The organism is Bradyrhizobium aeschynomenes (assembly GCF_013178945.1).
GTDB lineage: Bacteria > Pseudomonadota > Alphaproteobacteria > Rhizobiales > Xanthobacteraceae > Bradyrhizobium > Bradyrhizobium aeschynomenes.
In genome coordinates this window covers 182,825-195,996 of the sequence record NZ_JABFDM010000011.1, presented here as the reverse complement: position 1 = coordinate 195,996, position 13,172 = coordinate 182,825, and the positions used below count along the sequence as shown (strand labels likewise).

Annotated in this window: 11 protein-coding genes; 8 read left to right on the top strand and 3 right to left on the bottom strand. The window is 65.7% G+C overall.

Annotation, left to right across the window (positions count from 1 at the left end):
• The first annotated feature begins 2 nt into the window (after window positions 1-2).
• From HL666_RS27220 to HL666_RS27205, 4 genes are all read left to right on the top strand, one after another.
• Window positions 3-1,067, top strand: a complete 1,065-nt coding sequence (locus HL666_RS27220) for a phosphotransferase (protein ID WP_172184564.1) — start codon at window positions 3-5, stop codon at window positions 1,065-1,067.
• 495 nt (window positions 1,068-1,562) lie between these two features.
• The gene (locus tag HL666_RS27215; RefSeq protein ID WP_172184562.1) at window positions 1,563-2,732 is read left to right on the top strand and encodes a PspA/IM30 family protein; all 1,170 of its coding nucleotides are present in this window, start codon (window positions 1,563-1,565) and stop codon (window positions 2,730-2,732) included.
• A 22-nt stretch (window positions 2,733-2,754) separates the two neighbouring features.
• On the top strand, window positions 2,755-3,420 hold the full coding sequence (locus HL666_RS27210) for an OB-fold-containig protein (RefSeq protein WP_172114435.1): 666 nt from the start codon (window positions 2,755-2,757) through the stop codon (window positions 3,418-3,420).
• An 8-nt stretch (window positions 3,421-3,428) separates the two neighbouring features.
• Window positions 3,429-5,126 carry a flotillin family protein gene (locus HL666_RS27205; RefSeq protein WP_172131465.1) on the top strand — a complete coding sequence of 566 codons (1,698 nt, stop codon included), beginning with the start codon at window positions 3,429-3,431 and terminating at the stop codon, window positions 5,124-5,126.
• 262 nt (window positions 5,127-5,388) lie between these two features.
• Here the strand turns inward: HL666_RS27205 and HL666_RS27200 are convergent, their stop codons facing one another.
• From HL666_RS27200 to HL666_RS27190, 3 genes are read right to left on the bottom strand one after another with little or no spacing between them, the layout of a single operon-like run.
• Window positions 5,389-6,945 (bottom strand): MDR family MFS transporter, encoded by a 1,557-nt coding sequence (locus HL666_RS27200; RefSeq protein WP_172184560.1) that lies wholly within the window; start codon window positions 6,943-6,945, stop codon window positions 5,389-5,391.
• Between the two features lie 6 nt (window positions 6,946-6,951).
• On the bottom strand, window positions 6,952-8,109 hold the full coding sequence (locus HL666_RS27195) for an HlyD family secretion protein (RefSeq protein ID WP_172114438.1): 1,158 nt from the start codon (window positions 8,107-8,109) through the stop codon (window positions 6,952-6,954).
• Complete coding sequence (locus HL666_RS27190; RefSeq protein ID WP_172114439.1) at window positions 8,102-8,581, bottom strand: MarR family winged helix-turn-helix transcriptional regulator; 480 nt, start codon at window positions 8,579-8,581, stop codon at window positions 8,102-8,104. The genes HL666_RS27195 and HL666_RS27190 overlap by 8 nt, the downstream gene beginning before the upstream one ends.
• A gap of 174 nt (window positions 8,582-8,755) precedes the next feature.
• On the opposite strand from HL666_RS27190, the gene HL666_RS27185 reads away from it, so the two are divergent.
• The 4 genes from HL666_RS27185 to HL666_RS27170 all read left to right on the top strand — a co-directional run bounded on the left by HL666_RS27185 (window position 8,756) and on the right by HL666_RS27170 (window position 12,854).
• Entirely contained in the window at window positions 8,756-9,247 is a 492-nt protein-coding gene (locus tag HL666_RS27185; protein ID WP_172114440.1) for a Fur family transcriptional regulator, read from the top strand.
• A gap of 320 nt (window positions 9,248-9,567) precedes the next feature.
• Window positions 9,568-10,521, top strand: coding sequence for a DMT family transporter (locus tag HL666_RS27180; RefSeq protein WP_172114519.1), 954 nt, complete (start codon window positions 9,568-9,570; stop codon window positions 10,519-10,521).
• A 13-nt stretch (window positions 10,522-10,534) separates the two neighbouring features.
• A complete protein-coding gene (ispG, locus tag HL666_RS27175) occupies window positions 10,535-11,824 on the top strand; it encodes a flavodoxin-dependent (E)-4-hydroxy-3-methylbut-2-enyl-diphosphate synthase (RefSeq protein WP_172114441.1) in 1,290 nt (429 codons plus the stop codon).
• Window positions 11,825-12,341: 517 nt separating this feature from the next.
• A complete protein-coding gene (locus HL666_RS27170; RefSeq protein ID WP_172184558.1) occupies window positions 12,342-12,854 on the top strand; it encodes a GNAT family N-acetyltransferase in 513 nt (170 codons plus the stop codon).
• Window positions 12,855-13,172 lie beyond the last annotated feature (318 nt).

Here is a 13,172-nt window from a genome sequence, read left to right as displayed (position 1 = left end):
TGATGACGTCGCCGGCTCTGCCATCTGTCGTCGACCCTGCGCGTTTGACGGAGGCGCTTCGTGCATCCGGCGCGCTCCGTGCGAGCGCGGTGCGCGAGGTCACGGTGCTCAGTGCCCGCGACATCATCGTCTCGCGGATCATCAGGCTCGGTGTGAGCTATGACGGCCCGGCTCCCGATGCGCCACAGACGCTGATTCTGAAGGTGGCACAGGAGAATTTCGCCAAGACCTTGTGGCAGGGCGGGCAGAAGGAAGTTGCGTTCTACACCACCGTCGCGCCGCATCTGCCGGGGCAACTGGTGCCGCGCTGTTTCGGTGCGCATTGGGATGGCGACAGCCATGACTGGCATCTGCTGCTGGAGGATCTGACCGACAGCCATCAGATCGCGACGGAATGGCCGCTGCCGCCGACATTGGCCCAGGCCGGAGCTATCGTCGAGGCGATGGCGCGGCTGCACGCGGCGTGGTGGGACCATCCTGATCTCGGCCGGACCATCGGCCAGTTCATCGAACCTGCGGCCATGGCGCAGGTGATGACGCAACTCTCCGGCCATCTCGAACGCTTCACCGCGCTGCTCGGCGACCGGCTGAGCGCTGACCGACGCGAGGTCTACCGGCGCTTCATCGCGTCCACGCCAAGACTGCTGGCACGCTATCATTCGCACCGTCACCTCACGATCGCGCATGGCGACGCGCATAGCTGGAATTTCCTGCTCGCCAAGCCAGGCGTGGCGGACCGCGCGCGCGTGTTCGACTTCGACCAGTGGCGGATCAATGTCGGCGCCAACGATCTCGCCTATCTGATGGGCTTGCAGTGGTATCCCGAGCGCCGCCGGCAGGTGGAGCGTGATCTACTCGATGGCTATCACGAAGCCCTGCTCGGCCATGGCGTGACCGGCTACAGCCGCGCCGCGCTCGACGACGATTATCGCTATGGCGTGCTGTGGCAGATCACCAAGCCGGTGTGGCAGTGGACCGCGAACATTCCACCGATCATCTGGTGGAATAATCTTGAGCGCATCTTCCTCGCCGTCGATGATCTCGGCTGCCGCGAACTGCTGGATTGATTTAGCAACTGGCTGCACCGTTGTGCAGAGCCGCTGATGGCTGAATTGCGTCTGCAGCGTCGGGTTGCCAAACGATGCTACAAATTCGGTGTCGTCCCGGGCAAGCACGTCGGCGCACCGCGCCGGCGTGCGCTGACCCGGGACCCATACTCCCAGAACGCCGTTTGAGGCAGGATTGCCACTCCGAGTCTTCGCCTCACGACGGCCTGTGGCTATGGGTCCCGGCTCTGCGCCCCGACGTCGCTACGCGACGCCAGGGCTTGGCCGGGACGACATCGCCGGAAGAAGCTAGCTTCGCGAGAACTAAAGCGACGGGGTGTTTATCTCGCCTCTCGCCGCTCTTAACGATCACCAGAGATTGTTCGCTCGGCATCAAACCCCCCGCCAGGGTCGGCGCGACATATCGGCATGTGCATGGCGTTCGGTATGGTCACGCAAAGGTGCGGCGTCGTCGGACCAGTGGACGGCTTGCGAAAGCACAATAATCGTGCTTTATTGTTCCTCATGGCCGCAAGCCCCTACGATCAGGCTGTTCGCTATCGTCTCCTCCTCTCCCCGGAGGCGCGGCACGCCGTCGAGGCGACGTTCGCCGATTATGCCCGGATGATGGACATGCTCGACGAGATCGCGAGCGCGAAGGGCATCGGCGCCAACCTCGTCGCGCTGCACGGCCATGCCTATGACCCGATCCGCAAAGCCACCCGGCTGCCGTCGCGGCTCGTCACGCTCGGCTTGCGCGACCGTGCGGCGTATCGGGCCGCATCGAACCCGCGGCTGCCGCTCGACGACCGATTGGTGAATGTCAGGGATGCCGGCACGCTGTCGCTCGGCACCGCGCTCGGCCGTGTCACGATTCCGTTCGAGGTGACCGGCTATGCCGCGGGCTGGACGCACGCGACGCCGGCCCAGCTCGTTCGCACCGATGACGGTGATTTCGAGATTCATTTCGGTGTCATCGCAGCTTCACGCCAACATATCAGCCCACGAAAGGACAACGTCATGCTCGCCGAACACGCGCCGGCTCCCGACACGCTCCTGTCACGCGCCGGGCGCCTCATCGCCGGGATCGCCTATGGAGCGATCGACAAGGCCGAGGACCACAACAAAGTTGCGCTGGTCAAGCAGGCGATCCGCGAAATCGAGCAGGCGGAGCGCGATCAGCGCGACGGCTTGGCTGCCGCGCGCGCCGAGGAATATCGGCTCAATGCCCGTCGCGCCGAGATCGAGCGCGAGACCGCCGCGCTGGCTGACCAGATCCAGGTCGCCATCGGCGAGAACCGCGACGATCTCGCCCGCGCCGGCATTGCCCGGCAGATGGACCTCGAGGCCCAATTCGAGGTGCTGTCGAAGGCGATCGACGAGAATGCCGAGCGCGTCGACGCGGTGCTGACGAGCCTGCGCGCAATCCTCTCCAGCCTGCAGGATGCGCAGGCGCGCCTCGCCGAGCTCGAACGCAGCGAGGCGATGGCTCAGCAGCCGAAGGCCGCCGCGCGCAAGACCGAGGATGCCGGCCTCGCCAAGGCCACGCGCGCGTCACGCGCGATCGCTCGCGCCACCGGCGTGCCGGAGGGCATCCCGCCGTCACCCGACATCGACGAATTGTCGAAGCTGAAGCGCGACAAGGACATTGCCGAGCGGCTGGCGCGTTTGAAGTCGCAGAACTGAGCGGGCAGGGGCGCACCGTCCCATGACCATCATCGAGCATTTCATGCAGCCCGAGGTGCGGCCGTTCGCGGTCGCCGCCGTGATGATCGTGCTGGTTGGCGGCGTCGAGGTCGGCTCGATGCTGATCGGCCTGTCGGTCAGCGAGCTGCTCGGCCAGACCGTCGATCTCGGGCACGACGGCAACAGCACCAGCATCGGCCAGGTGCTGTCATGGATTAATGTCGGCGGCGTGCCGCTGATGATCTGCATCCTGCTCGGGCTCGGCATCTTCTCGATCACCGGCTTCCTCATCCAGGATGTCGCCCGGCTGCTCGCGTTGCCGCTGCCGGCCTCGGCCGCAGGCGTGCTTGCCGCGATCGCCACCGTGCCGATGCTGCGGAGCTCGACGCGTTACGCCGCACGGCTCATTCCCCAGGACGAGAGCTACGCGGTCGGCCTCTCCGATCTGGTCGGCCGCACCGGCGAGGTCGCGGTCGGCCCGCTCGATGGCGGACTGCCCGGCCGCGTCCGCGTCAAGGACGTCCATGGCAATTGGCACGCGGTGACCGCCTCGGCCGCGCCGGGCTCGCCGCCGCTGCCGGTGGGCGCATTGGTTCTTCTCGTCGACCGCAAGGACGGCCGCTTCATCGCGATCGCAGCTGTCGACGAACTCGTCCCGTCACAACCGGACTCCTCGTCCAGAAAGTGATCTCTGTCATGTTCGATCTCATTGTCCCCGCCTCGATCGGCGTCGTGCTGCTGGTCGTCCTCGGCACGGTGTTCGCCGTGCTCTATCACCGCTCCACCCGCGACGAGGCCTTCGTGCGCACCGGCCTCGGCGGCAAGAAGGTGGTGCTCGACGGCGGCGCGGTCGTGCTGCCGATCTTCCACTCGATCGCGCGCGTGAACCTGAAGACGCTGCGGCTGCGCGTCGAGCGTTCGAAGAAAGATTCGCTGATCACCAAGGACCGCATGCGCGTCGACATCGACGCCGAGTTCTATGTGCGGGTGAAGCCGGATGTGGACTCGATCGCGCTGGCCGCGCAGACGCTCGGCGCCGTCACCAACAATGCCGAATTGCTGCGCGACCAGGTCGAGGCGAAGTTCGTCGACGGCCTGCGCTCGGTCGCGGCGACGATGGAGCTCTTAGACCTGCAGGAGAAGCGCTCGGATTTCGTCAAGCACGTGCAGGCCGCCGTCGAGGCCGACGTGCAGTCGAACGGCCTGGAGCTGGAATCGGTGTCGCTGACCAAGCTCGACCAGACCGACATCTCGTTCTTCAACGCCGAGAACTTCTTCGACGCCGAGGGCCTCACGCGGCTCAAGACCGTCACCGAGACACGGCGCCGCGACCGCAACGCGATCGTGCGCGACAACGAGGTGGCGATCGCGCAGAAGGATCTCGAGGCGCGCCAGCTCACCTTGACGATCGAGCGCACCAAGAAGGAGGCCGAGCTCAGCCAGGAGCGCGACATCGCCAACAAGACCGCGAGCACGCGCGCCGAGGTGGCGAGTGCGACCCAGACGGCGTGGCAGACCGAGGAGAACGCCCGCATCGAGGCGCAGCAGAAGATCGCCCAGCGCGAGGCCGAGGCCTTGAAGGTGCGAGAGACGGCGACCATCGAAAGCAACCTCGCGATCAACCGGCGCAAGACCGACGCCGACCGCGAGATCCAGATCGCCACCCAGGACAACGACATCCAGATCGCGACCAAGAGCAAGGAAACCTCGGAGGCGCGTGCAGTCGCCAAGGCGGCCGAGGCGCTCGCGGTCTCCGCGGAGGAAAAGGTGACGACGGCGCGCGCGATCGAGATCGCGGACCGCGAACGTCAGACCGCGGTGATGGCCGCGCGGAAAGAGGCCGAGCAGCGCTCGACCGGCATTACCGTTGCCGCCGAGGCAGAAAAGCGCGCGGCGGTCGATCGCGGCGAGGCGGCCAAGACCCTGGCCGAAGCGGAGGCCGAGGCCAACAAGATCAAGGCCGTCGGTGTGCGCGAGATCGGCGAGGCCGAGGCCGCAGTCATCCTGATGAAGAACGAGGCGCAGAACAAGCTCGGCAGCAACGTGATCGATTTCGAACTCGCCAAGCAGCGCATCGCGACCATGCCGGCCGCGCTCGGCGAGATGGTCAAGCCGATCGCCAACCTGAAGGACGTGCGGATCCTGCACACCGGCGGCGCCTTCGGCGGCAGCGGCAATGGCGCTGGGGGTGGCAATGTCGGCTTCGGCGAAGGCCTCGCCGGGGAGCTGCTGCGCGTCCATGCGCTGAAGCCCCTGATCGACGAGATCCTGGTGCAGTCCGGCTTCAAGCCCGGCGACGATCCGGTGCAGGCGCTGGCCGGCGTGATCCTGCCGGCGACCGAGGCCAAGCCCGCTGCCGCACCGGCGAAGATCGAGCCGCTGCAGAAGCCGTAGACCAGAATGTGAAAAGGGATGCCCCGGGGCTGGGGGCGGCGCTGGAGGAGCCACCGCCCCCGCCCGGCACATCACGAGTGGGGCGCTCATGAGGTGCAGTCCCTGCGCGCAACTCATACGCAGAGAACCGAGTGGGGTGATCAGAAGATAGCCGGAAACGCGCCGGATTGAAGTTACAAATCCATCACGTGGCGGTCACCTTTTTGCTATCCCGCGCACACTGCGTCCGAACAGCGCACGCAATTTCCGTCGCGGGGAACGTTCACTCCATCACGGCATGATCGGCCGGTGCGGACTGCTGACGCAGCGCCGTGCGAGTCGAGCCGATCATGATCGCGAGAGGGATGGACACCAGGATGAACGTCATCACCAGCTGATAGTCGTGCGAGAAGGCGAGGATCTGCGCCTGGACCATGACCATCGCATCGGCCATCGCGCGCCCGGCATCCGTGGACAGGTTCAGCATGCCGGCCACGTTGGGCATCTGCAAAGCGTGATTGAACGGGTTGATGTGCTCGACCAGAATCGCGTGATTCCGTCGCGTTCCCTCGGTGAGCTGCGCGATCGCGATGGAGATGCCGATCGAGCTTGCGACATTTCTCACCAATGTCAGCATCGAGGTTCCATCGGTCCGCAGCTCACCGGGCAGCGTCAAGAACGCCACGGTCGAGAGCGGCACGAAGACGAGCCCGAAGCCGAAACCCTGCATGATGCTGATGGTGATGATCTCCGGCACGCCGGTCAGGTCGGTCCAGGCCGTCATCTGGAACAGCGACAGCGCCGTCAGTGACAGTCCCACCACGATCAACGTGCGCGCCTCGATGTAGCGCAGCAGTCGCCCGACCAGCATCATCGCGACGAAGGTGCCGCAGCCGCGGGTGGCCAGCAGCACGCCGGCGGTGATGATGGGATAGCCGATGACATTTTGCAGATAGGGCGAGGACAGCGCCATGGTCGAGAACAGCACCAGGCCCATCACCGTCATGAACACGCAGCCGCCGACGAAATTGCGGTCCTTGAACAGCGCGAACTGGATGAACGGCCGCTTCGTGGTCAGCGAATGCGCCAGGAAATAATAGAAGCCGACGGCCGCGATGATGAACTCGATGATGATCTCGTTGCTCTCGAGCCAGCCTTGATCCTCGCCGCGGTCGAGCGCAATCTGCAGCGCGCCGATGCCGATGGCGAGCGCGGCGAAGCCGAACCAGTCGAAGGTCAGCTCCGCATTCGGCTTGGTCTCCTCCATGAAGGCGATCAGCCCGAGCACGGTCACCGCGCCGAACGGCAAATTGACGAAGAATACCCAGTGCCAGGAATAGGTTTCCGTCAGCCAGGCGCCGAGCGACGGCCCCATGATCGGGCCGAGCATCACGCCCATGCCCCAGATCGCCATCGCCTTGGCGCGCTCATGCAGCGCGTAGGAGTCGAGCATCACGGCCTGCGACAGCGGCACCAGCGCGGCGCCGAACACGCCCTGCAAGAGGCGGAACAGCACCATCTGGGTGATGTCCTGGGCGAGGCCGCACATGACGGACGCAATGGTGAAGCCGGCCGAGCAGACGATGAAGGTGCGCTTGCGGCCGAAGCGGTTGGCGATCCAGCCGACCGGCGCGGTCATGATCGCGGCGGCGACGATGTAGGACGTCAGCACCCAGTTGATCTGGTCGGTCGAGGCCGACAGCGTGCCCTGCATGTAGGGCAGGGCGACGTTGGCGATGGTGGTGTCGAGCGCCTGCATGATCGTCGCCGTCATGGCGCAGATCGTCACCATGTTGCGGCGGAAGCCCGGAACCGCGGATGAAGCTGCCGGCGCGTTCATCGTGCGCTACTCGTCCTTGTCGGCGGCATGCGCCGAGCCGAGCAGGCCCGCCAGCGTACGTTCATGTCCGGTATCGATCGACACGTTGACGCTCATGCCGGCCTTGAGCCTGCCGACGAACTTGTCGTTCTTGTCGAAATAGATGCGGACGGGCACGCGCTGCACGACCTTGACGAAATTGCCGGTCGCGTTCTGCGGCGGCAGGATCGCGAACTGCGCGCCGGTGCCCGGCGACAGCGAGCCGACGGTGCCCTTGAAGCGGTGGTTCGGGAATGCGTCGACGTCGAGCTCGACCGGTTGGCCCACGGCGACATAGGTGAAATCGCTCTCCTTCGGATTGGCGTCGACCCAGGGATGGCCGATGTCGATCACCGAGAACACCGGCGTGCCCGCGGTGACGAAGCGGCCGAGCTGGATCTGGTCCACCTGCGTGGCGATGCCCGGCATCGGCGCGCGCAACGTGGTGTGGTCGAGATCGCGCTGCGCGTCGTCGAGCTTGGCCTTCGCCTGGACATAGGGCGGGAACTGCTCCATCGGCAGCTCGGGATTGCCGAGCAGCTGCGTCTTCGCGTTCGACAGCTGCTGTTTGATGTACTGCGCCTGCGCGCCGGCCGTCACCAGGGCGTTTGCCGCATTGTCGAGGTCGAGCTGCGAGCCGAAATTGTTCTTGGCGAGCGTCTGCTTGCGCTCGACATCCTTCTGCTTGAGGTCGATGCCCTGCTGCGCGAGGTCGAGCATCTGGCCGTAGATCTTGATGTTGGCCGTGAGGTTGTCATAGGTGGTGCGTGCCTGTGCCAGCGCCGCCTTGGCCTGGTCGACCGCCAGGCGATAGGGCACGGGATCGATCTCGAACAGCTCGTCGCCCTTCTGGACCTGCTGGCCTTCCTTGACGACGACCTTGATGATCTTGCCGGAGATGTCCGGCGTGATCAGCACCTTCTGCGCGCCGACATAGGCGTCGTCGGTGGTCACGTAGCGGCCGCCGTTCAGATACAGCGCGAGGCCGCCGATGGCGGCGGCGATCGGCAGCACCACCAGCAGCAGCGTGCGGCGATAGCGTCGCAGGAACCCCGGACGGGCCGGTTTCTCGGCGGCAGCGGCCGGCGGTGCGGCCTCTGGATGGGCCTTCTGGTCGGGGGCGATTTTCAGGGCGGGCTCAGCCATAGCGCTGCTCCTTTCGCTGCTCGTCGCACAGCGACTGCAGGGCGTTTCTCACGTTTTCTTTGATCGCTTCGAGCTGGGCCGTCAGTCGCTCGGCATCGGCGGGACTGATGCCGTCCAGCGCAGTCTCGGTGATCTCGCCGCGCAGCACCGCGAGCTTGGCGAGCAGCGGACGGGCGGCCTTCTTCAGATACAGCCGGTTGACCCGGCGGTCGGTGTCGTCGCCGCGGCGTTCGATCAGCCCGGCATCCGCGATCTTGTCGATCAGCCGGGTCAGCGTGATCGGCTGCATCTCCAGCTGCTCGGCGAGCTCGGACTGCTTCATGCCCTCGTTGCGCTCGACCTTGGCGAGCACGGCCCATTGTGCCCGGGTCATGCCGAACCGCGCGGCTTCCTTGTCGGCATAGGCGCGCATCAGGCGCTGCAGCTCGCCGAGCGTAAACAGGAAATTCACGTCCGCGGACGTGCGGGTCATGGCCGGTCTCGATTCTGGACGGAGGGAACTAAGCTTTGGCTCTAATGAGCCTAGAATATAATAAGCAAGCTTATGAATATTTCACGGCGTCGTCGAGCACATCCGTTCCCCTCAAGATGCATGGCTCCGCCGCGGCCTTTGGCGAGCGGGCTGTGAAATGCTAGATTGTCGGCAATGACCCTCGCAAAGCCTACCTTCCCGCCGCCCGACCACGATCATGGCCGCTGCGCGGCCGATGCCCTCGACCATGCCGAGCGCGTCTGCGCCCAGCGTGGCCAGAAGTTCACGCCGCAGCGTCGCCAGGTGCTGGAGGCGCTGCTGTCGAGCCACCGGCCGCTCGGCGCCTATGAGATCATCGAGGAACTGGCCAAGGTGGCCGCGCGACCGGCACCGATCACGGTGTATCGCGCCCTCGAGTTCCTGATGGCCAACGGCTTGGTGCACCGCATCGAAAGCCGCAATGCCTTCCTCGCCTGCGCGCACGATCATGAGCACACCGCGCTGGTGGCGTTCCTGATCTGTGAAAAATGCGGTGCCGTCGGTGAGGTTCCCGCCGCGCCAATCGCGGAGAGCCTGAAGAGCGCGGCCGCCGCGTCCGGCTTCCTGCCGAAGATGTCGGTGGTCGAGATCACCGGCCTCTGCGCGCACTGCCAGAAGGCCGCGTGAGATCCGTCACTGCGCCGCAAGGTGTACAGCGCCCACTGATCATCGTATTCGAGCTATCGCCGCCGCGACGGTGCGCTCCCTCTCCCCGTTCTTCACGGGGAGAGGGTTGGGGTGAGGGGCAGCCACGAGCACCAGACGTGCGGAGAGCCCCCCTCACCCGGATTGCATCTGATGATGCAATCCGGCCTCTCCCCGCGCGCGGGGAGAGGCGTGGACCGCCGCTGCCGGCCGAGTTGTTCGTCCGATCCTCGCGCACGAATCTGACCGCGTGTGCGCTGGGGGTCCAAGAAAACCAAACCCTTTCGGGAGCCCACGCCCTCGTGTCCGCAACGTCCCCCTCTTCCGCCGCGACCCGGCCGCTCGGCCCGGGCGCCATTGCCGTCACGCTCGTGCTCTGCCTGTCCTGGGCCTTCAACCAGATCGCAATCAAGCTGGCGCTACCGGAGGTGCCGCCGATGCTGCAGGCGACGTTCCGCTCGGCCGGCGCACTGCCGGTGCTGCTGATCTTCGCGCAGCTGCGCGGCGTGAAGATGTTCGAGCGCGACGGCACGTTGTGGCTCGGCATCGTGGCCGGCGCGCTTTTCGGCCTCGAATTCGTACTGATCTACCAGGGCCTTCTGCTGACCTCGGCGTCGCGGGCCGTCGTCTTCCTGTACACCGCACCGTTCTTCGTCGCGCTCGGCTCGTTCCGCTTCCTGGGTGAGCGTCTGGGACCTGCGCAATGGGGCGGGCTGGCGCTGAGCTTCGCCGGCGTGGCGCTGGCGATCGGCATCCCCCAGGCCAATGTCGACGGCCGCGTCCTGCTTGGCGATCTCCTGGTGGTCGGCGGCGGGCTGCTGTGGGGTGTCACGACGGTCTTCATCAAGGGCAGCCGGCTGCGTTTCATCGCACCGGAGCGCGCATTGGGATACCAGGTGGCCATTTCCGTCCCCATCATGGCCTTGGCCGCCCTGATCGCCGGCGAGCGCCTCACCCAGGTTCCCAGCCCTTTCGTCCTTGGGCTGCTCGCCTATCAGGCGATCTGGGTGGTCGGCACCACCTTCACGATCTGGTTCGCTCTGATCAAAGCCTATTCGGCCAGCAAATTGTCGGCATTTACCTTCATCACCCCTTTATTCGGGGTGGTGGCGAGCTATTTCATCCTGCATGACGCCCTGACGCTCGCCTTTGGCCTGGCCGCCGTGCTTGTGATCATTGGGCTTTTTCTGGTCAATCGCCCGAACCGCGTGCTGCTGGCTGCGACTGATCCATTGCTGAATGTCACCAAAACCTGATATCCGAGGCCCCATGAACAAGCCCGAGATCCTGCCTCAAACCGATATCGCCGGCCCTGCTCCCCGGCACCAGACCACGCAAGTCATGGTCGGCAATGTCGCCGTCGGCGGCGGCGCGCCGATCGTGGTGCAGTCGATGACCAACACCGACACCGCCGACGTCGACTCGACGGTGGCCCAGGTCGCAGCGCTGGCGCGCGCCGGGTCCGAGATGGTCCGCATCACGGTGGACCGCGACGAGGCGGCGGCGGCCGTCCCGCACATCCGCGAGCAGCTCGACAAGCGCGGCATCACCACGCCCCTGATCGGCGACTTCCACTATATCGGCCACAAGCTCTTGACCGAGTACCCCGCCTGCGCCGAGGCGCTGGCGAAGTACCGCATCAATCCCGGCAATGTCGGCTTCAAGGACAAGCGCGACACCCAGTTCTCGACCATCATCGAGCTCGCCAACACATACGGCAAGCCGGTGCGCATCGGCGCCAATTGGGGCTCGCTCGACCAGGAACTGCTGTCCAAGCTGATGGACGAGAACGCCGCCTCTGCGAACCCGCGCGACGCCCGCGCGGTCATGCGCGAGGCCATGGTGCAGTCGGCGCTGCACTCGGCCGAGCGCGCCCAAGAGCTCGGCATGCCGAAGAACCGCATCATCCTCTCGGCGAAGGTCTCGGCCGTGCAGGACCTGATCGCGGTGTATCAGGATCTCGCCGCGCGCTCCGACTATGCCATCCATCTCGGCTTGACCGAGGCGGGCATGGGCTCGAAGGGCATCGTCGCCTCCTCGGCCGCGCTCGGCATTCTCCTGCAGCAGGGCATCGGCGACACCATCCGCATCTCGCTGACGCCCGAGCCCGGCGGCGACCGCACGCTCGAGGTGCAGGTTGCGCAGGAGCTGCTGCAGACCATGGGCTTCCGCACCTTCGTGCCGCTGGTCGCGGCCTGCCCGGGCTGCGGCCGCACCACCTCGACCACCTTCCAGGAGCTGGCGCGCTCGATCCAGGATTTCATCCGCGACGAGATGCCGAGCTGGAAGTCGAAATATCCGGGCGTCGAGGGTCTCAACGTCGCCGTCATGGGCTGCATCGTCAACGGCCCCGGCGAATCCAAGCACGCCAACATCGGCATCTCCCTGCCGGGCACGGGCGAGGCCCCGGCCGCGCCGGTGTTCGTCGACGGCAAGAAGTTCCGCACCCTGCGCGGCCCGACCATCGCCGCCGACTTCAAGGCCCTGGTCATCGACTACATCGACCAGCGCTATGGCGCGGGCGCCAAGGCGCCGGAGAGCGTGACCGCCGCGGAGTAGGGGCGGCGCCCTGTTTGAGTGCGGCGCCTCACGCGCTGCATATGCTCCTATGATGATCTGAGATCGAGCCACCGCCACGACGACGGTGCGCTCCCTCTCCCCGTTCTTCACGGGGAGAGGGTTGGGGTGAGGGGCAGCCGCACGGGCGGTGCCGATTCCCTGCAACGAACTGTTTGAAGATATCTGTAGCATTCCAATAGGCGCCTGGCGGTCGTGCCCGTCCGATAGACCTTTGACCTGGCCGCACTCGTGCCATGCCCCTCACCCGGATGGCTGCGCAATCCGACCTCTCAGTGCGAGCGAAGCTCGTCGCGCCCCCGCAAAGAGCGGGGAGAGGTGAGAGGGCCGCAACACCCGGTGCGACAACTCGCACCTGTTGCTGGGCGAGGCAGTCGCATCCTCACAACTCACAGCTGCTTGTCCCTCTCGCCTCATTCTGAAACTTTCTCGCAGGCTGCGCCGCCCCACTGCTGCCCGCTTGATCAGCACCTTGAGGCCTGCTGAAGAGGATGCCTCGATGACTCTCGACGTCAGGGAAATGGAGCTCGCCGAGACCGCTCTGGTCATCGACTACTTCTATTCATCCAGCATCGAGCAGCTCGACCTGATGGGCATCGATCCGACGCGGATGCCGACCAGGCCGGTCTGGGCCGGCCTGTTCAAGTCGCTCTACGAGACGCCGCTCACCGAGCGCGCGGCGCTGCTGGTGATCTGGCGCCTCGATGGGCGCCCGATCGGCTTCTCCAGCTGCGATCGCATCGTGTTCGGCAACCGCGCCCACATGCACCTTCATGTCACCGAGCCGGAGCTGCGCAGTCGCGGCCTCGGCACCGCATGCGTCCGCCGCAGCGTCGATCTGTATTTCGAGCGGCTGCAGCTCAAGCAACTGTTCTGCGAGCCGCACGCCTACAACACCGCACCCAACCGCGCGCTGCAGAAGGCGGGCTTCCGTTATCTGAAGACCTACAAGACCGTGCCCGGCCCGATGAACTATCACCAGGCGGTGACGCGCTGGATGATCGAGCGGTGAGACAGCGTCCATGCGTGTAGCGCTTCAATGCGCCAGCGCATGATCTCGCCGAATACGGCCCAACTCCCTCCACACCGTCATTCCGGGGCATTCGCGCGCAAAATGGCGCAGCCATTTTGAAGCAGCGCGAATGAGCCCGGAATCCATAACCACAGGCAGACATGTGTCGAAGACAAGCGCCACATCGCTCCCGTTCCTCATCCGCAGTCGTGGCTATGGATTCCGGGCTCGCGCTCCGCGCGCCCCGGAATGACGCTCGGAGAGAGTACCAGTGTCGTCCCGGCTCAAGGCCGGGACGACGGCGGAGGATGTGGCGGG